The organism is Pseudoclavibacter sp. JSM 162008 (assembly GCF_041366455.1).
Classification (GTDB): domain Bacteria; phylum Actinomycetota; class Actinomycetes; order Actinomycetales; family Microbacteriaceae; genus Pseudoclavibacter.
Genome location: NZ_JBEWYX010000002.1, coordinates 134,696 through 152,339, shown reverse-complemented (window position 1 = coordinate 152,339; position 17,644 = coordinate 134,696). Strand labels below are relative to the sequence as shown.

General features: G+C 68.7%; 16 protein-coding genes. 3 read left to right on the top strand and 13 right to left on the bottom strand.

The window, feature by feature from the left end:
* Window positions 1–182 precede the first annotated feature (182 nt).
* Window positions 183–986, top strand: coding sequence for a 4'-phosphopantetheinyl transferase superfamily protein (locus ABVF28_RS02175; RefSeq protein ID WP_371029322.1), 804 nt, complete (start codon window positions 183–185; stop codon window positions 984–986).
* On the opposite strand, the gene ABVF28_RS02170 is transcribed toward ABVF28_RS02175, so the two are convergent.
* From ABVF28_RS02170 to ABVF28_RS02145, 6 genes are all read right to left on the bottom strand, one after another.
* Window positions 955–2,313, bottom strand: coding sequence for a M1 family metallopeptidase (locus tag ABVF28_RS02170; RefSeq protein ID WP_371029321.1), 1,359 nt, complete (start codon window positions 2,311–2,313; stop codon window positions 955–957). The genes ABVF28_RS02175 and ABVF28_RS02170 overlap by 32 nt on opposite strands.
* Entirely contained in the window at window positions 2,310–6,248 is a 3,939-nt protein-coding gene (locus ABVF28_RS02165) for a Pls/PosA family non-ribosomal peptide synthetase (protein ID WP_371029320.1), read from the bottom strand. The genes ABVF28_RS02170 and ABVF28_RS02165 overlap by 4 nt, the downstream gene beginning before the upstream one ends.
* Before the next feature lie 71 nt (window positions 6,249–6,319).
* Entirely contained in the window at window positions 6,320–7,012 is a 693-nt protein-coding gene (locus ABVF28_RS02160) for a hypothetical protein (RefSeq protein ID WP_371029319.1), read from the bottom strand.
* A 180-nt stretch (window positions 7,013–7,192) separates the two neighbouring features.
* The gene (locus ABVF28_RS02155) at window positions 7,193–7,360 is read right to left on the bottom strand and encodes a hypothetical protein (RefSeq protein ID WP_181026939.1); all 168 of its coding nucleotides are present in this window, start codon (window positions 7,358–7,360) and stop codon (window positions 7,193–7,195) included.
* Between the two features lie 234 nt (window positions 7,361–7,594).
* Window positions 7,595–8,533, bottom strand: a complete 939-nt coding sequence (locus ABVF28_RS02150; protein WP_371029318.1) for a patatin-like phospholipase family protein — start codon at window positions 8,531–8,533, stop codon at window positions 7,595–7,597.
* 198 nt (window positions 8,534–8,731) lie between these two features.
* Window positions 8,732–9,016: a hypothetical protein gene (locus ABVF28_RS02145; protein ID WP_371029317.1), complete on the bottom strand. Its 285-nt coding sequence runs from the start codon at window positions 9,014–9,016 to the stop codon at window positions 8,732–8,734.
* 115 nt (window positions 9,017–9,131) lie between these two features.
* On the opposite strand from ABVF28_RS02145, the gene ABVF28_RS02140 reads away from it, so the two are divergent.
* Window positions 9,132–9,638, top strand: a complete 507-nt coding sequence (locus ABVF28_RS02140) for a hypothetical protein (protein ID WP_371029316.1) — start codon at window positions 9,132–9,134, stop codon at window positions 9,636–9,638.
* 33 nt (window positions 9,639–9,671) lie between these two features.
* Here ABVF28_RS02140 and ABVF28_RS02135 read toward each other — a convergent pair whose 3' ends face one another.
* From ABVF28_RS02135 to ABVF28_RS02125, 3 genes are all read right to left on the bottom strand, one after another.
* Window positions 9,672–9,986: a hypothetical protein gene (locus tag ABVF28_RS02135; RefSeq protein WP_371029315.1), complete on the bottom strand. Its 315-nt coding sequence runs from the start codon at window positions 9,984–9,986 to the stop codon at window positions 9,672–9,674.
* Window positions 9,987–10,099: 113 nt separating this feature from the next.
* Window positions 10,100–10,507: a hypothetical protein gene (locus tag ABVF28_RS02130; RefSeq protein ID WP_371029314.1), complete on the bottom strand. Its 408-nt coding sequence runs from the start codon at window positions 10,505–10,507 to the stop codon at window positions 10,100–10,102.
* 51 nt (window positions 10,508–10,558) lie between these two features.
* Window positions 10,559–10,915, bottom strand: coding sequence for a hypothetical protein (locus ABVF28_RS02125; protein ID WP_371029313.1), 357 nt, complete (start codon window positions 10,913–10,915; stop codon window positions 10,559–10,561).
* A 201-nt stretch (window positions 10,916–11,116) separates the two neighbouring features.
* Here ABVF28_RS02125 and ABVF28_RS02120 point away from each other — a divergent pair, with 201 nt between their 5' ends.
* A complete protein-coding gene (locus ABVF28_RS02120; protein WP_371029312.1) occupies window positions 11,117–11,812 on the top strand; it encodes a class I SAM-dependent methyltransferase in 696 nt (231 codons plus the stop codon).
* A gap of 34 nt (window positions 11,813–11,846) precedes the next feature.
* Here the strand turns inward: ABVF28_RS02120 and ABVF28_RS02115 are convergent, their stop codons facing one another.
* The 4 genes from ABVF28_RS02115 to valS form a co-directional block, all read right to left on the bottom strand.
* Window positions 11,847–13,937: a M3 family metallopeptidase gene (locus ABVF28_RS02115; protein WP_371029311.1), complete on the bottom strand. Its 2,091-nt coding sequence runs from the start codon at window positions 13,935–13,937 to the stop codon at window positions 11,847–11,849.
* Between the two features lie 67 nt (window positions 13,938–14,004).
* A complete protein-coding gene (locus tag ABVF28_RS02110; protein ID WP_179557513.1) occupies window positions 14,005–14,355 on the bottom strand; it encodes a hypothetical protein in 351 nt (116 codons plus the stop codon).
* Window positions 14,356–14,357: 2 nt separating this feature from the next.
* The gene (locus ABVF28_RS02105) at window positions 14,358–14,885 is read right to left on the bottom strand and encodes a hypothetical protein (RefSeq protein WP_371029310.1); all 528 of its coding nucleotides are present in this window, start codon (window positions 14,883–14,885) and stop codon (window positions 14,358–14,360) included.
* Window positions 14,886–14,951: 66 nt separating this feature from the next.
* On the bottom strand, window positions 14,952–17,579 hold the full coding sequence (valS, locus tag ABVF28_RS02100) for a valine--tRNA ligase (protein WP_371029309.1): 2,628 nt from the start codon (window positions 17,577–17,579) through the stop codon (window positions 14,952–14,954).
* Between the last annotated feature and the right edge of the window lie 65 nt (window positions 17,580–17,644).

Here is a 17,644-nt window from a genome sequence, read left to right as displayed (position 1 = left end):
ACCGCACGCGGGGCTTCTGCACTGCGTCAGCCAGCGGCCTGTCGCCGCGGGGGAGCGGCCGGTCGCGAGGTGTTGTCGGCGGGTTCGATGCGCTCGACTCGTTCGGGGGCCTCACCGACGCGCTCGACCCGCTCTGGAGCCGCAGCGACGCGAGTCTCTTCCGAAGACGTGAGGCAGACCGCGTGAAGGTGATCGAACTGCTGCTCGGCAGGGTCCTCATCGTCAGCGCCGACGCCCGTGCGCTCGGCGGACGAGACCGCCGGCGGTCTCTCGAGGTGCTGTCCGCGGGTGACCGCGAGCGGCTGGGCACCATGTCCGACGCGCGGGCAGACGGCCGCGCGGACGCGTTCCTCACCGGTCGCCTGCTTGTGCAGCTCGGCCTCGACCGCCTCGCGGGAGACCATCTCGAAGGCGGGGAGCACGGGCTTGCGCCGGTCCCGGCGCTCGAGGCGGTGTGCTCGCACTGCGGTTCGACGAGTCACGGGAAGCTGAGCATCCCGGGCCTGCCGGTGCTCGTGAGCATCGCCTACGCGGGGTCTGCGGTCTTTGTCGCGCTGGCCAGCGCCGACGATGTCGGCGCACTCGGGATCGACGCCGAGGCGCTGCGGTCCCACGGAGACTCCGCCCCTGCGCTGCCCGACCGTGCGCTCTCGGAGCCAGACCAGGACCCATCGCCCCCTGCGCCTTCGAGGGATGCGTTCGACCCGGCTCACGACCTCGAGCGGTGGACCGCCGTCGAGGCGGTCCTCAAAGCTGACGGCCGCGGGCTGCGCGTCGACCCGAGCTTCGTGCGCCTCGCGTCGGGCGAGGGGCGCGCCGACAGGGAGGAGCATGCTCGCATCTCGGGGGACGACGCGAGCTATCGCATCCACCGCTCCGTCGTCGACCGTCGCTTCCTCGTGGCCGTGGCCACACGGAAGCCGGACCGGGGAAAGAGCCTGGCCAGTGAACCCGCTAACGAAGAAGCCGGGTCACCTTCGCTCTGAGCGCGCTGGGGAGGTCGGGAAGGGCGAGCTGGTAGAGCCAGGCGTCGAAGAGCTCCTGGAGCGGGGCGTCCGGCACGACTGTCGCGGTGTGCTCGATGAACTCCGCGGTCGAGGCCACGGAGAAGCGCTTCACCGAGGTCCAGCTCGTGAGGATCTCGAAGAACGCCGAGTCGCCGACGGTCAGGCGCAGGGCGTGGAGGGTGAGCGCGCCGCGCTTGTAGACGCGGTCGTCGAACATGTCGGCGGCACCCGGGTCGCCGAGCAGCAGGTCCTGCGGCAGCTCGGAGAGCGTGCGCCAGTAGTACCTGGCGAGCTGGTCGGCGCTCTCGGCGCCGCTCGCCTCTGCCCAGATCCACTCGGCGTAGCAGGCGAATCCCTCGTTCAGCCAGATGTGCTGCCAGCCACTCACTCCGATGCTGTTGCCGAACCACTGATGCGCGAGCTCGTGGGCGACGAGGCGCTCCTGGCCTCTGGCACCGTCGATCTGGTTCGCGCCGAAGATCGCCATGCCCTGGGCCTCAAGGGGGATCTCGAGGTCGTCGGCCGTCACGATGACGGCGTAGGAGTCGAAGGGGTACGGGCCGAAGGTCAGCTCGAAGGTCTCCATCATGCGGGAGAGGTCGGCGAGGTCTGTGCCCACGCGACGGGCGAGGGCGGGCGGGTAGTGCAGGCGTCCGGCGACTCCCGCGAGCTGCACGTCTTCGCGCCGGTAGCGGCCGATCTGCAGGGTGACGAGGTAGCTGGCGGTCGGTGCGCCCTCCTCGTACACCCACGTCGTCAGGCCTCCGGATGAGCGCCTCGAGTGCAGGGCTCCGGTCGCGACCACGTCGTAGTTGCTGTCGACGGAGACCTGGATGCGGTAGCTGGCCTTGTCGGCGGGGTGGTCGTTGCAGGGGAACCAGGTCGGGGCGCCGGTGGGCTGCGAGGCGACGATGATGCCGTCCTCGAGCTCTTCCCAGCCGATGGTTCCCCATCGGGAGCGCCGGGGGCGAGGGGCGCCCTCGTAGACGACCTCGAGCGTGATGGCGGCTCCGGCCTCGACTGGCTTCGACAGCGTGACCTTCAGCTTGCGGTCGCTCTGCTTGAAGCGCGCCTGCTTGTCACCGCGAGCGGCGACCTTGCTGACGCGAAGGCCGACGAGGTCGAGGGAGAACGCGGTGAGGGGAACGGTGGCGCGGATGCTCAGCGTCGCCGTGCCGGAGAGTCGGTTGTTCTGCATCCGGTACTTGAGGGTGAGGTCGTAGTGCTCGACACGGATGCTCACGTCGCCGCTCTGCGGCGTGTAGGGGTTGCCGGGCAGTGGCTCAAGCGCGGCGGCGCGGTTCATGACACCTTCGACTGGTAGGCGCGGAGCTTGAGCGCGCGCCAGGGGCCGATGGGGTTGCCGCTCCAGCGGCTGCCGACGGGCACCGACTCGCCTCGCATGACGAGGGAGGCTGGTCCCACGGTGGCGTGGGCGCCGATCGTGGCGGCGGGCAGGATCACGCTGTGCGGTCCGAGTGTTGCGCCTGCTTCGAGGGTGACGGTGTCCATGCTCATTATTCGATCATGGAACAGGTGAGTCTGGACGACGCATCCCCGGTTGACGGTGGCTCCGTCGCCGAGAGTGACCAGATCTGCCTCCGGGAGCCAGTAGGAGTCGCACCAGACGCCCTTGCCGATCTTCGCGCCCAGCGAGCGCAGCCAGAGCGCGAGCGCGGGCGTTCCGGCGGCCCCGCGCGCGAACCAGGGGGCTGCGACCATCTCGACGAAGGTGTCTGCGACCTCGGTGCGCCACACGAAGCTCGACCAGAGGGGCTGCTCGGAGACGCGGATGCGCCCGACGATGACCCACTTGGCGACCGTCGAGATGAGGGCGGATGCGGCTGCCGCGGCGAGCAGGACGAAGCCGGAGAGCACGATGGTCCAGGCGACGCCGACCGCGGTCTCGATGGCGGCGAGGGCGAGGAGCACGCCGAGGCCGAGTCCGCAGGTGACGATGACGGGGACGATGCGGCACAGCTCCCAGAGCGCGCGGGCGACGCGGAGCGCCCGGGGCGGGTTGTAGGTGCGGGACTCGTCGCCGTCGACGGTGACGCGCCGGAGGCGGACGGGCGGGGAGCCGAGCCAGGATGAGCCGGGCTTCGCCTTCGCGGGCGCGGCGGAGAGCACGGCGACGAGCCCGTCGCGGGGCACGGAGTGCCCTGCCGCTGCCATGCCGGAGTTGCCGAGGAAGGCTCGTGCGCCGATGCGGGCTCGCTCGATGCGCATCCACCCGTTGTGCAGCTCGTAGGAGGCGACCATGGTGTCGTCGGCGAGGAACGCGCCGTCATCGATCTGCGTCATCGAGGGGAGGAGCAGCACGGTCGAGGCCTCGACGTCGCGGCCGACCTTGGCGCCGAGCATCCGCAGCCAGAGCGGGGTGAAGAGGCTCGCGTAGAACGGGAAGAGCATGGTGCGGGCGGCGTCGAGGAGGCGCTCGATGCACCAGGCCTGCCAGGCGACGCGTGAGCGCACGGGGTGCGTGCCCTGTGTGAGGCCGATCGAGAGGAGACGCACGAGGGTCACGACGAGCCCCGCGAAGGTGACCCCCGCAGCGATGACTGCGGGTGCGAGCCACGCGAACGCGGCGAGGGTGGCGTCGCCCAGTGACGCCGCACCGCGCATCCCGACCGCGACGACGACCCCGCCGACCGCGAACGAGAACAGCGGCAGCAGCGCGAGTGCCGCTGACGCGACGGCGTAGACGAAGGCCCACCCGAACGGCTGCGGTGGGCGTTCGGCGGGCCAGTCGTTCGCGCGCACCTTGCCGACCCGGACGGCGGGGGATCCGGCCCAGCTCTTGCCGGAGCGAACCCGGCCGAAGACCGCGGAACCGGGCGCGACCTCGGCCCCCTGGCCGATCTTGGTGCCGGGGGCGAGGGTGCTTCGTGCGCCGACCGTCGCGCCGGCGCCGATGCGGATGCCGCCGATGCGCACGAGCTCGCCGTCGATCCAGTAGCCGGTCAGGTCGACCTCCGGCTCGATGGCCGCGCCGTCGCCCAGCTGCAGCATGCCCGTGACCGGCGGCAGCGAGTGCAGGTCGACGTTGTTGCCGACCTTCGCGCCGAGTGCCCGCGCGTAGTAGACGACCCAGGGCGCACCGGCGAGCCCGACGGCGTCGATCTGCGTGGCGACCTGCTCGGCGAGCCAGAGGCGCATGTGGGTCGCCCCGCCGCGTCGGTAGTCGCCCGGCTTCAGGCGGAACAGCAGGATGCGCGCGGCGGCAACCGAGATCGCCATCTTCCCGAACGGGGTCACGAACACCACGAGCATGACGAGGATGAGCCAGAGCGGCGCATCCGGCAGCACCTCGAACCCGGGCAGGAGCTGCAGCAGGGCGCTCGCGGTGAGCAGGTAGGTGATCCAGCGGGCCCCGGCGAGGATGTGCAGGGGGAGACCTGCGACGATCTGCAGGATGCGCGCCGACAGCGGAGTCGGCCCTGGTGTGCTGAAGGTCGTGGGCAGCTCGTCCTCATCGTCGAGCGCTTCGCGGATCGACTCGGTCATGGCGGCGAGGCGGGGGTGGTCGTAGACGTCGGCGACCGTGAACTCGGGGACGCGGGCGCGCACGCGCGTCACGAGCTGGGCGGCAGAGAGCGAGCCGCCGCCGAGGTCGAAGAAGTCGGCGTCCTCGCTGCCGACGGGCAGTCCGAGCACGGCCTGCCACTGCTCGGCGAGCCAGGCGGTGTGGGCGTCGAGGTCGCCGGAGACCTCGTCTGCACCGGGGAGCGGCCAGGGCAGTGCGTTCTTGTCGACCTTGCCGGACGTGCGGGTCGGCAGGGAGTCGACCTCGGCGATCAGCGGCACGAGGGCCTTCGGCAGCTGCTCGCCGAGTTCGGCGCGCGCGAGCTGCCGCTCGTAGCCCGGTCCCGTCACGACGTAGCCGACGAGGATGGAGGCGCCTGCCGAGGTCTTTCGGACGGCGACGGCCGACCCGGTGACGCCGGTGACGGCCTGCAGCGCCGCCTCGACTTCGCCGAGCTCGATCCGACGGCCGCCGATCTTCACCTGGTCGTCGGCCCGTCCGAGGAACACGAGGCCCTCGGCTTCGTACTTGACGAGGTCGCCTGAGCGGTAGGCGCGCTCCCAGCCGAGGCTCTCCATGGGCGCGTACTTCTCGGCGTCCTTGGCCGGGTCGAGGTACCGGGCGAGGCCGACGCCGCCGATGATGAGCTCGCCGGATTCGCCCTCTGCGGCGCGCTTGCCCTCGGCGTCGACGACGGCGAGCTCCCACCCGTCGAGCGGGAGGCCGATGCGGATGGGCGCGTTGCCGTCGAGGAGCGCCGCGCACGCGACGACGGTAGCCTCGGTCGGACCGTACGTGTTCCAGACCTCGCGGCCGTCGCCGACGAGGCGCTGCGTGAGCTCGAGCGGGCAGGCCTCGCCGCCGAAGATGAGGAGCCTGACCTGCTCGATGGTCTCGCTCGGCCAGAGTGCGGCCAGTGTCGGGACGGTCGAGACGACTGAGATCTGGTGCCGCAGGAGCCATGGCCCGAGGTCTTCGCCGGAGCGAACCAGCGACCGAGGGGCTGGCACGAGGCACGCGCCGTAGCGCCAGGCGAGCCACATCTCCTCGCAGGATGCGTCGAAGGCGACCGACAGGCCGGCGAGGACGCGGTCGCCTGGACCGATGGGATCGGCCTGCAGGAACAGCTTCGCCTCGGCGTCGACGAAGGCGGCCGCGGAGCGGTGGGAGACGGCGACGCCCTTCGGCACCCCCGTCGAGCCGGAGGTGAAGATGACCCAGGTGTCGTCGTCCAGATGCGGGCCGTCGAGCTCGTCGAGGCTGCTGCTCTCGGGATGCGGTGCTCCGGCTTCGAAGAGATCGACCGGTTCCCCTGCTGGCTGCTCGCCGTCGGCCGCGAGCACGAACTCGCCGTCGCCCTCGATGGTGCCTCGCACCTTGGCCTCGCCGAACACGAGCAGCGCTCGCTCGTCCGGGTCGTCGACGTCGACGGGCACGTAGGCGGCCCCGGCGGCGATGATGGAGAGGATCGCGACGTACAGCTCACGGGTGCCGGATACGAGTCGCACGCCAACCTTGTCGCCGCGACGGACTCCCGCGTCCTGCAGCACCTTGGCCGTCTGGGCGACGTAGGCCGACAGGTCCGAGTAGCTCAGGGGAGCGACGCCGTCATCGATCGCGATGGCGTCGGGATGCGCGGTCGCTGTCGCCGAGAGCACGTCGATGAGGGTGCGGGGCGCGGGGGCGGCCGAGGATCGGTCCAGAGGGGAGTGCACGGAGCCACGCTACCGGTGAAAGGTAACGCAGCGGTTGCCGAGCCTCTGCGGCTGACTTCGGAGCGGATGGCCTAAGTCGGGTACTCAACGAAGGACAGCTCAATGCGGTGCATGAGTTCCCCGTCGAGTCTCAGCTCGATTCCTACCGGCCCCGGTTCGAAGACGAGGAGCGGCACCGGCCAGATCATCGCGGCGGGCCTAACTCCGCTGGGGATGTAGGCAGATGGCATGGTTTTCGCGAACATGAGCTCGGCGCTGAATTCTGGAGAAGCTAGAGCTTCGAGCTTTCCCTCTTTATAGGCCGTCCGTGCGAGGGTTTCGCCCTCAGAGTCTGCGATGAGCGCGACCCGAGCTCGCGATGCATGTTCGATGTCCATCGTGATCACGGCCTGTCGACCGCCATCGGCTCCGAGCCCGAACAATCGAGTCAGGATCGTGGGCGCAAAGAAATGAGGGCGAGTCTCCATCTCCATGCTCGATTCCATGACCTTCGTGGCCGTGTAGGTCCCGGTCTCGTTCACAAGCACTGACTCTGCTACCAGCGAGTAGTCGTGACGATCGCTCGCTCGAAGGCGATGCTCGTAGAGCCACTCTGTTGCCTTGTCTTCCCTGAAATCGAGGGACTCGACAACGGCGTTGACGATGGCCTCACCTGCGGTGGCTGGTATGGAACGTAGATGTTGTCCGTTTGCGCGGAGAAATGTGTCGGTCGCGATCCACGCGGTGCGCTTGTTCCCGTTTGAGAAGCCCGGTGTGGTAGCCAACGCGTGCAATAGTGCCCCCCGCCTTGGCCCAGATCGTAGGATAAAGATCCTTGCCCTCAAATGAAGCGCGGGGTCTGCCAGCGGCGCTGGCGATGTCGTCGCGGTTACGAACACCAGATTGCTCCGCGGCCACAATCTCGTTGATTCTGATCAGCGCATCAACGGAGAGGTAAGTGATCGTCATCGCTCGGCGAGGCGACGGAGCAGTTCGCAGTGGTCATCCATCACACCGCGAACGAGATCCTCGATAGCAGTTTCGTCGAGAAAGATCGTGCCATCGTGCTCGTATCGCGGCGCCGTCGCGAACGTCATGGGCTCGCGAGCTCTTGAGTCGATCGGGCTTGACATGGCGTCACTCTACTCGACGGCTCTCATCGACTCATGGGGCTGTGGAAGACCCGGGCAGTGGGATCAACGGTCGTCGCGCGAGATTGGTGAGACAAGGTTGGCCCCGGGTTGCGCGCCAGCGCGGACTACTGAGCTCATCGGATCCGGCCGCGCCGTTGTCGAACCTGAAAATCTCCCGTAAGGTAACCCCCTTACTTCCCTTGGGAATCCCGTTGTGCAGAGTTCACTCCTTCGTTACATCCAGAACCGGCCCTGCTGGGCGGGGAAGCGCCGTCCACGCGCGAACCCCTCGCGGGCTGCTTGCGGTCGCAGTGTGAAGTCCATGGCGTTCGCGCCGAAGAGATGGTCGAGCTCAGGGCCGGGGAAGATCGTCTCGACCGTGCTTCCTCCCGCGCGCAGCTCCGCAAGCTGCGCATCCAGGTTCAAGCCCCATTCCGCAGGCGCCAGGCTCTTACCTGAGAACGGGGCGAGGACCAGCACATTGTCGAAGCCTGCCGCGAGGTCGGCGTTCTCGTTGCGGCGGAAACCGCCGTCGAGAAGCCAGCGGTCGCCGACGCGGTAGGGGAGGCCACTCGACGTGCTGGCCGCGACTGCATCGGCGAGGTCCACCCCGCTGTGACGGTCGAGGACGACGGGATCGCCCGTCGACGCATCGATGGCCGTCAGCAGCAGCTCGTGGGTGGGCCAGTCCAGGACGGGGAGGCGTGATGCGACGGTCGCGTGCCAGCGGTCCTGCCAGGACCCGTCGGCTGCTTCCAGTCGCGCGAGGGCGGATGCGCCGAGGCGGCGGCGGTAGTCGGCCGCGCTCGTGGATTCGGCGATGAGGCGGTGCATTCGCTCGAGCTGATCGCCCACCGCACCTCGCGCTGGTCCGGACGACCGTTCGCCTCGCTGTGCGGGTGACGGTGGAGGCGTTTGGGGTGTGGTGCTCAGGATCGCGTCGAGCAGGGTGGCGGGCGCGGCACCAGCGAGTTGAGCCCCGGCGGTTGCTCCAGCAGAGGTGCCGATGACACGGTCGGCGGTCGTGACATCCACGCCCGCATCGGGCAGGCCTGCGAGCACGCCGATCAGCCAGGCGTTGCCGGTGGAGCCGCCCCCGCCGAGCACGAGGGCCCGTCGGGCTGGGTTCGTCTCGGACGAAGAGGGAAGTGAGGTGGAAGCAGTTGTGTTCATGGGCGTTGCCTTTCGCGAAATGCGTGGCGGACGCTCCGAACGCGACGTTGCTAGTCGCGGGCTCGTGAGGAGCTCGGAGCACCCACTGTGGATCCTGCGTTCATGGGTGTCACCTCCTGGCTTCGAATCACGATGTGAGCCACCATACGCCTGCTGACGGCTCAGCACATGGAAAACTGCGGCAGCAGCGTGGGCGTCTCAGCGGTCTGCAGCTGCTTCGACGACGGTGCGCGGCAGGCGGAGCTCGACCGCCAGAACGTCGACACTCACGCCCTCATCGATGAGCGCTCGCAGGCCTTTCGTGAGGTCTTCCAGATGCTGCGCCGGTGCGGCGTGGCCTGTCTCCGGGAGGAGTTCCTGCAGCTGCGTCAGCCGCCTGCGCTGTGCCTCGGTGAGTGCAGCTGGCGCGGGTTCGCCCATGCCGAATCGGAACTCCCAGTCTGGGCTCGACTCTGCGGACACCTGGTCCTCGTCGCTGGGCATGCCGCCGACGATACCGGGCACGGCGCGACGAGCCCGGACAGGTTCGCGTCTGCGGTCCTCGCGGGTCTGCGGACGTGCCGCCGGGGAGCGACGTACTCTCGGTCAGATGGACGCCATGCGTGAACCTCTTGAAGCTGCCCTCGACGAGCTCGCCCCCAGTGACGGCGATGCGCTCGCGCGCGTCACGGCGACGCGCGACGCAGCCAGATGGCTGGAAGAGGTTGGACTTGTGGAGGCGGTCGAGCGGGCACGCGCCGGCGGTTCGACGTGGGCGCAGATCGGTGCGGCGCTGGGGGTCACGGGAACTACGGCGACCACCCGGTTCGGGGGCACACCCGAGGAACGCGAGGCCCGTGCGCAGCAGTCCCGGGACCGAGCCGCGCAGCGCAACCGGGCGGCTTCGGAGGCTATCGGTGCGACGCCGCGCGATGACCTGCCTGGCATCTCGGTTGCCGAGGCCGCCGAGAAGCTCGACGTTCAGCTGGGCACGTTTCGCAGGCGCATCCAGGTCGCCCGTGAGCGGAACAGCGACGCGTTCCGTGTCGCGATCAGGCTGGTCCAGCTCTCACCTAAGCGCGAGGTCATGCGCGTCGTCGACCTCGAAGCCGCGGCGCGGATCTAGACGCATGGGTGCCCTGGGTGACGGTCGACAGGCTCAGCCCATGTATGCGCCGGCCTCGAACCTCGCCTGTTGGATGACGATGATCGCGCCGATCTCGAGCGCGACGATGCCCGTGATGATGGCGAGTGACCACCACACGGACCTGTGCGTGCAGGCCGCTGTGATTGCGGCGGCAGCAAGGCTCACGACCCAGACCAGGAAGTGCGCGACGGCCGCGATGCCGGTCGTGGTGACGGCCTCCTCGTAGTGCCCCTTGGGGACGGTCCAGGTGTCGCTCGAGTTGGCGTAGCCGTAGTGGAGTATCTCGCCGACGCTCAGCCCGAGGAAGACGTCGATCACGAGCGTCACGGCCGCGGTGACGAAGGCTATTCCGGTTGCAATGCTCCAGCCAAGGACGGGGCGCCAGACTGTGCCGCGAGGTGGGCCGGAGGTGGCCCGTTGCGGGGCGGATGCAAGAGAGCTCATCGCCACGAATGCTCGAGGAAGGGCCAGGCGACCGGAACGGCGATGGCGACCACGGAGAGAAGGAAGAGCATCCCGAACGTGCGGCCGAACGGACGCGGGTCGCTGCTGGCGACGCTGACAGCCGTTCCGATGTACGCGAGCCAGGTGGTGCCGAGAAAGAGGATCGTGAGGTCGGCGACAGACTTCGCCTCGCCGTAGTGGAGCGCGGTGGTCGAATGCGGATCACTGTCGGCTTCCATGCCGGCCCCATACCTCAGCATCTCGTCGATACAGAGACCGAGTCCGAGCGCCAGGAACCCGAGGACGAACACTCCCAGAACCGCGAGCAGGCCGACTTTGCCCTCACCGCCTGCCGCCTGCGCACTCGCGTCTGCGCTTGCACGGACCTCGTTCACCACTGGCATGGCATGAGCATAGGTGCAGCCCGGTGGGTCAGGTCTGGATGCGCGAAACCGTCACTCGACGCCATTCGATGGCGGGATCTGTCTGCCCAGGGCGGGTGAAGCCGCGACAGCTTTCACGGGTCGATTGTGCGCTATCAGCACCCACAGCGTAGGTACGCAGATGACAACCGCTGCGACGACCCCGGCTAACCAAGGACTGATATCGGTGCCCCGCCACAGTAGATTGATGCCGCCCATGATGGAGAAGATCATGATGAGGCGAGGGAGGAACCACCACTTCGGCAAGCGGGGCGGGTTACCGAGCCATGGGATCTTCTCGTCGGGGTTAGCTCTCGAGTGGCGGACGATATCGACAAGAGACGCCGCCGCGGCGACCGCCAGCAGAACGAAGGCCCAGAAGAGATCCATGGGACCCACACGAACATGCCGCTCTGGGCGCCGCCTCAGAGAGCTCCACTTCCTGTCTGCCGAGTCCTATCGCCGTGCGTCACGGACAGGGCCCGCCTTGATCTGCCTCGCGTCTTTGCGCTTCATAGCCGCTGAGCCCTTTGAGAGGTCCCTGCAGACGGGCCGGGCGCTCGTGTCCCGTGCTCGTGCAGGATGGGACATATGGAACCCGGCCACTACGACACGTTCGCCTCCGACTATGCGACCGACAACGAGCGCAACCTCGTGAACAGCTACTACGAGCGGCCGGCGATGCTCACACTCCTCGGCGACGTACGCGGCGCACGCGTGCTCGATGCCGGATGCGGAGCGGGCCCGCTTGCGACCGAACTAGCGGCCCGCGGCGCGACCGTCGCGGGCTTCGACGCGAGCTCGGAGATGATCACGATCGCTCAGCGGCGGCTCGGCGACACCGTCGACCTGCAGGTGGCTGACCTTGGGAGACCGCTTCCGTATTCGGACGGGTGCTTCGACCTCGTCGCCGCGTCCCTGGTGCTCCATTACCTCGAAGACTGGGGTCCGGCTTTGACCGAGCTCCACCGCGTCCTGGAGCCCGGCGGTCGGTTGGCCATCTCCGTGCATCATCCGTTCGTCTACCGCCTGATGTTTCCGGAGCGGGACTACTTCCGGACCGAAGCCTGGACGTCGACCTCGACCTTCAACGGCACCGAGGTCGAGCTGACGTACTGGCACCGGCCCCTCCACGCGATGACCGATGCCTTCGTCGAGGCCGGCTTCAGCATCGTGACGGTCGCCGAGCCGCCGTTCGCTGCGGATACGCCGACGGAGCTCATCCCGCCACATCTGGTTGACCGGACAGCGTTCCTGAGCTTCATCTTCTTCGTGCTGGAGCGCTGAGGGGCTCAGCTCAGCCGAGCCCCGCGCGGTCGAGCTACTGCAGTCCGCGCCGCTTGAGCAGCGGCTCGATGGGGGCGGGGCCGCCGAGCAGATCGTCGACCAGCGACATCGCATCCCTGGAGCCGCCCGGCTCGAGGATGCTACGGCGGAACCGTTCGCCGGCAGCGCGGAGGCCGCCGTCGAGCTCCGCCTGCTCCGCGAACCAGTCGACCGTCGCCGCGTCGAGCACCTCGCTCCAGATGTAGCCGTAGTAGCCGGCGCTGTATCCGCCCGCGAAGATGTGCTGGAAGTAGGGGAGCGTGTAGCGCGGCGGCACGGCAGGGAGGTCGAGGCCGTAGCGCTGAAGCACCTGCTGCTCGAAGGCTTCGACATCGGTGACCTCGGCGGCCTCTTCCGGCGACAGCGAGTGCCACTCGAGGTCGATGACCGATGCTGCGAGGTACTCGCTCGTGCCGAAGCCCTCGTTGAAGGACGCCGAGTCGAGCAGGCGCTCGACGAGCTCCTCCGAGAGCTGCTCGCCCGTCTCGTGGTGCTTCGCGTAGTTGCGCAGCACCTCAGGCCACAGCATCCACATCTCGTTGACCTGGCTGGGGTACTCGACGAAGTCGCGCGGCACGTTCGTGCCACCGAGGCTCGGGTAGCCGACCAGCGCGAACAGGCCGTGCAGCGCGTGCCCGAACTCGTGGAACAGTGTCTCGACCTCGTCGAACGTGAGCAGCGTCGGCGAACCCTCGGCGGGCTTCGGCACGTTGAGCGTGTTGAGCACAACCGTCGGCTCGCCGAGCAGACGGTTCTGCTGGATCACCGAGTTCATCCACGCGCCGCCGCGCTTGGAGTCGCGCGTGTACAGGTCGAGCGAGAACAGCCCGACCTCGGTTGCGTCCTCGTTGCTCACCTCATACACCACGGCGTCGGCGTGGTGGCCGCGAAGCTCGGGCCGCTGCGTGAAGGTGACACCGAAGAGGCGATTCGCGGCGAAGAAGACGCCGTTCTCGAGCACTGCCGTGGCCTCGAAGAAGGGCCGCATCTGCGAGGTGTCGACCGCGTAGTCGCGGGCGCGCACCTTCTCGGTGTAGAACGCCCAGTCCCACGGCTCCAGCGCGAAGCTCGACTCGCCGATTGCCGCCTGCTCGGCGTCGATCGTGGCCTGCAGCACCTCCTGCTCGCGGCGCGCGTTCGCGGCGGCCGGAGTGGAGAGCTGTTCGAGACGCGCGCGAATCGCGGATGCGCTGCCCGCGGTCGACTTCGCGGCCGCGGCCTCAGCATGGTTCTCGAAGCCGAGGAGTCGGGCTCGTTCGGCGCGCACGCGCACCATCTCGAGCGCCGTCGCCCGGGTGTCGTGGTCGCCGCCGCGGCTGCCACGCGCGGACGAGGCCTTGAAGAGCTTGCGACGGGTCTCGCGGTTCGTGAGCGTCGAGAGCAGCGGGTGCCCTGTGAAGAGCACGAGCGAGATCAGGTACTTGCCGGACAGTCCGCGGGCCTCGGCCGCGGCGGATGCAGCCGAGATGGCGCTCTCGTCGAGTCCGGCGAGCTCCCCGGCGGAGTCGACGACCAGGGCCAGTGCGTTGCTGTCGGCCTGCAGCTTCTGGTCGAACTGCACCTCGAGCTCCGCCAGGCGACCGTTGAGCTCACGCAGGCGAGCCGAAGACTGGTCGTCGAGGCCGGCACCCGCGAGACTCGCGTTGCGGTGCAGCTTCTCGACGAGGAATCGCTGCTCATCGGTGAGCCCGGCTTCCTCACGGCTGTCGTGCACCGACTGGATGCGCGCGAACAGCGCGCGGTCGAGCGTGATCGAGTCCTCGTGGGCCGTCAGGCGTGGCCCGATCTCCGCCTCGATCGCGTCGATGCCGGGGGTCGCGTCACCAGAGCTGAGCGTGAAGAAGACGGCGGCGGTGCGCTCGAGGAGCTGGCCGGAGCGCTCGAGCGCTTCGACCGTGTTCGCGAAGGTCGGCGCCTCGGTGTTCGCCGTGATCGCCTGGACCTCCGCGAGCTGCTCAGCCATGCCAGCTTCGAACGCGGGCAGGAAGTGCTCCTCGCGCACGTCTCCGAACGGCGGCAACTGGAAGGGGAGCGCGCTGGGGGTGGCGAACGGGTTCTCGGCGTCGAGCTGCACGGTCTGGGTCATGCTCTCAACCCTAGGCGGGACCACCGACACGGCACGCGCAGCGGCTGTCCGCGCTCAGCGGACGCCGCTACGCGCGGGGCGCTGGCTCCGGGAAGAGATCGTCGTCATCCTCGTCTTCGTCGAAGACGTCGTGTTCGTGCGAGTCACCATCGGCGATGCCCACGCCAGCGCCCACCGGCTCCTCGGCGCCGCTCAGGTGGACGGAGCCGTCGCCGCGGAGGGCGACCCGCGGCCCCCGCTCGAGCTCGGCGACAGGCCGCCCCTCGAGCCAGGTGAGCGTCCACCAGAGCTTCGACACGTCGTCGACGCTCGACGCGAGCACCTGCTCCTGAGCTGAGCATGCCTCCAGGAACTCCGGGTACTTCTCCAGCGAGCGCGGCGGGACGGAGCCCGCCCGCCACCGCTCACCGATGAGCACGCCTAGCCCTCGTTCTGCTGACGCGAGTCGACGGAAATCTCGAAGCGGACTTCATCGCTGCGGCTGCCCATGCGGGCCGACTGCTGCAGGCCGACCTCGTCTTCAGCATCGACGAGCCACGAGATCGCGTGGAAGCCACGCTTCGCGGCCGCCGCGAACACCGCACCGAGCAGCTCCTCGTTGACCGCCGCGCGGTTCGAGTCGGCACCCGAGTACTTGGCCTCGATGTTCAGCACCGTGCGAGCGCCGCGGATGTCGAGTCGTTCGCGGAACAGGACGTACCCGCGCGGCTCGCCCTCGACGAACGCGATCATGCCCTCGAGGTTGCCCGTCTTGCTCGCGACGTGACGCCAGACGCCGAGCGCGCGGCCGTCGTTCGAGCTCTCGCCGAGCGCATCCACGTGCTGTGCGAACAGCGGCTGCCAGACGAAGTAGTCGGTTGGGCCCATGGCCCGCACCTCGATGCTGGGGCGCGCCGCGGCACGGTCCCGCGTGCGCTTGCGGGGCTTGGCCTTTTCAGGAACTGTCATGCCGGCCCTGACTCCTCTTCTGTCACTGACGTCGCTGCTGGACTCAGACTTGGGGGAACCCCCAGCCTACGACGACGCCTCGGTCTGCGGGGCGACGAGCAGTTCGATATCCCGCACCTCGAGTGCCTCGGCAACCGCGAAATCGAGCTGCTCGATGCGGCCGACGTGGCGGAGATCCGCGGAAGCGAGGCGAAGCAGTGCCACCGACTCCTCGGGAGCCGCGATGACCGCGCTGGCGACCGGCGTCTTCTGAGAGGCCTTCGCAGCGGTCTTCGCGCCGCGGATGCTCGTGAGGGCGGTGCTCGTCAGCGCGAGCAGCGAACCGTCCTGGTCACCGGCCGCCGTGAGGTCGGCGGCGGTGGGCCAGGCTGCGGTGTGCAGCTCGGAGTCGTGCCACCACGACCACGACTCGGCGGTCGCGAACGGGATGAACGGGGCGAAGAGTCGCAGCAGCACGTCGATCGCGGAGCGCATGGCGGTGACGGCGGAGGCCTGGGCCGCGGCGTCGTCGCCTGCACCGTACGCGCGCTCCTTGACGAGCTCGAGGTAGTCGTCGCAGAACGTCCAGAAGAACGTCTCCGTGACCTCGAGCGCGCGGGCGTGGTTGTACTCGGAGAACGCCTTGGTCGCCTCAGTGACGACACGGTTCAGCTCAGCGAGCATCGAGCGGTCGAGCGGCTCGGTGACCTCGCCCACGTGATCGCCATAGCCGAGCACGAGCTTCGACGCGTTGAGCACCTTGATCGCAAGCCGGCGGCCGATCTTGATCTGCGTCGGGTTCTTCGGGTCGAACGCCGCGTCGGTGCCGAGGCGGCTGGAGGCCGCCCAGTAGCGGACCGCGTCGGAGCCGTGGGCCTCGAGCATGTCTGCGGGCGTGACGACGTTGCCCTTCGACTTCGACATCTTCTTGCGGTCGGGGTCGACGATGAAGCCGGAGATCGTGGCGTTCGACCAGGGCGCGACGCCGTGCTCGAGCTGCGCGCGGAGCACCGTCGAGAAGAGCCACGTGCGGATGATGTCCTGGCCCTGCGGGCGCAGGTCGTAGGGGAAGACGAGCCCGAAGAGCTCCTCGTCCGACTCCCAGCCGCCAGCGAGCTGCGGTGTGAGGGAGGAGGTCATCCAGGTGTCCATGACGTCGACCTCGCCGAGGAACCCGCCGGCCACGCCGCGCTGCTCCTCGGTGTAGCCGTTCGGCACGTCGGACGACGGGTCGACGGGCAGCTGCGCCGCATCCGGAGTGATGGGCGACTCGAACTGCACCTCGCCGTCCGCATCGATGGGGTACCAGACGGGAATCGGCACGCCGAAGAAGCGCTGGCGCGAGATGAGCCAGTCGCCAGAGAGGCCCTCGACCCAGTTCTCGTAGCGCACGCGCATGAAGTCGGGCCAGAACGCGATCTCGCGGCCGAGCTCGATGAGGCGGGCCTTGAGGGCTGGGTCGGTCGCGCCGTTCTTCACGTACCACTGGCGCGTCGAGACGATCTCGAGGGGGCGGTCGCCCTTCTCGAAGAACTTGACGGGGTGCTGGATGGGCTTCGGGTCGCCGACCAGGTCACCGGACGCCTGCAGCAGCTCGACGACCGCCTTCTTGGCGCTGAACACGGTCTTGCCGGCGAGCTCGGCGTAGGCGGCCTTGCCAGCTTCGCTCGTGATGGCCTCGGGGGCGTCGGCGATGAGGCGGCCGTCCTTGCCGAGCACGGTGCGGTTGGGGAGCTTCAGCTCACGCCACCAGATCACGTCGGTGACGTCGCCGAAGGTGCAGATCATCGCGATGCCGCTTCCCTTGTCCTTCTGCGCGAGGGGATGCGCGAGCACGGGCACCTCGACGCCGAAGAGGGGCGTCGTGACGGTCGTGCCGAAGAGCGGCTGGTAGCGCTCGTCGTCGGGATGCGCGACGAGGGCCACGCAGGCGGGGAGGAGCTCTGGGCGGGTGGTCTCGATGAAGATGGGCTCGCCGCCCTCGCGCGCGAAGCCGATGCGGTGGTAGGCGCCCGGCTGGTCACGGTCCTCGAGCTCGGCCTGTGCGACGGCGGTGCGGAACGTGATGTCCCACAGCGTGGGTGCCTGGTCCTGGTAGGCCTCGCCGCGTTCGAGGTTGCGGAGGAAGCCGAGCTGGCTCTTGCGGCGCGAGGAGTCGTCGATCGTGCGGTAGCTCTGGGTCCAGTCGACGGAGAGGCCGAGCTGGCGCCACAGCTCTTCGAAGGCCTTCTCGTCTTCGATGGTGAGCTGCTCGCAGAGCTGGATGAAGTTGCGGCGCGAGATCGGCTGCTGGTCGGCGGCCTTGATGCTCTTGCCGTCGCCACCCTCGTGCGGGGGCGTGAAGTCGGCGACGTACGGCAGCGACGGGTCGCAGCGAACGCCGTAGTAGTTCTGCACGCGGCGCTCGGTGGGGAGGCCGTTGTCGTCCCAGCCCATCGGGTAGAAGACGCGCTTGCCGTTCATGCGCTGGAAGCGCGCGACGACGTCGGTGTGCGTGTAGGAGAAGACGTGGCCGACGTGGAGCGAGCCCGACGCGGTCGGGGGAGGCGTGTCGATCGAGTAGATGTCGTCGCGCGTCGCGCCGTCGCGGTCGAAGCGGTAGGTGCCGGAGTTCTCCCAGCGCTCACCCCACTTGACTTCGAGGCCCTCGAGGACGGGCTTGTCTGGAATGCCCTGAGTCGAGGAAGAAGGAGGAACTGAGGGCGAGCTGGACATGCACACTCCGTGTCGATGTGGGCGGCACCGAGTCTGGGGTGCCTGTTGTGAACCCATCTAGGGTA

What these genes read in the sequence shown, in the direction of transcription:
- ABVF28_RS02120 (WP_371029312.1), top strand. Translation starts at nt 11,117, where the DNA reads ATGGAACCCGGCCACTACGACACGTTCGCCTCCGACTATGCGACCGAC.
- valS (WP_371029309.1), bottom strand. Translation starts at nt 17,579, where the DNA reads ATGTCCAGCTCGCCCTCAGTTCCTCCTTCTTCCTCGACTCAGGGCATT.
- ABVF28_RS02105 (WP_371029310.1), bottom strand. Translation starts at nt 14,885, where the DNA reads ATGACAGTTCCTGAAAAGGCCAAGCCCCGCAAGCGCACGCGGGACCGT.
- ABVF28_RS02145 (WP_371029317.1), bottom strand. Translation starts at nt 9,016, where the DNA reads ATGCCCAGCGACGAGGACCAGGTGTCCGCAGAGTCGAGCCCAGACTGG.
- ABVF28_RS02170 (WP_371029321.1), bottom strand. Translation starts at nt 2,313, where the DNA reads ATGAACCGCGCCGCCGCGCTTGAGCCACTGCCCGGCAACCCCTACACG.
- ABVF28_RS02155 (WP_181026939.1), bottom strand. Translation starts at nt 7,360, where the DNA reads ATGTCAAGCCCGATCGACTCAAGAGCTCGCGAGCCCATGACGTTCGCG.
- ABVF28_RS02130 (WP_371029314.1), bottom strand. Translation starts at nt 10,507, where the DNA reads ATGCCAGTGGTGAACGAGGTCCGTGCAAGCGCAGACGCGAGTGCGCAG.
- ABVF28_RS02115 (WP_371029311.1), bottom strand. Translation starts at nt 13,937, where the DNA reads ATGACCCAGACCGTGCAGCTCGACGCCGAGAACCCGTTCGCCACCCCC.
- ABVF28_RS02140 (WP_371029316.1), top strand. Translation starts at nt 9,132, where the DNA reads ATGCGTGAACCTCTTGAAGCTGCCCTCGACGAGCTCGCCCCCAGTGAC.
- ABVF28_RS02125 (WP_371029313.1), bottom strand. Translation starts at nt 10,915, where the DNA reads ATGGATCTCTTCTGGGCCTTCGTTCTGCTGGCGGTCGCCGCGGCGGCG.
- ABVF28_RS02150 (WP_371029318.1), bottom strand. Translation starts at nt 8,533, where the DNA reads ATGAACACAACTGCTTCCACCTCACTTCCCTCTTCGTCCGAGACGAAC.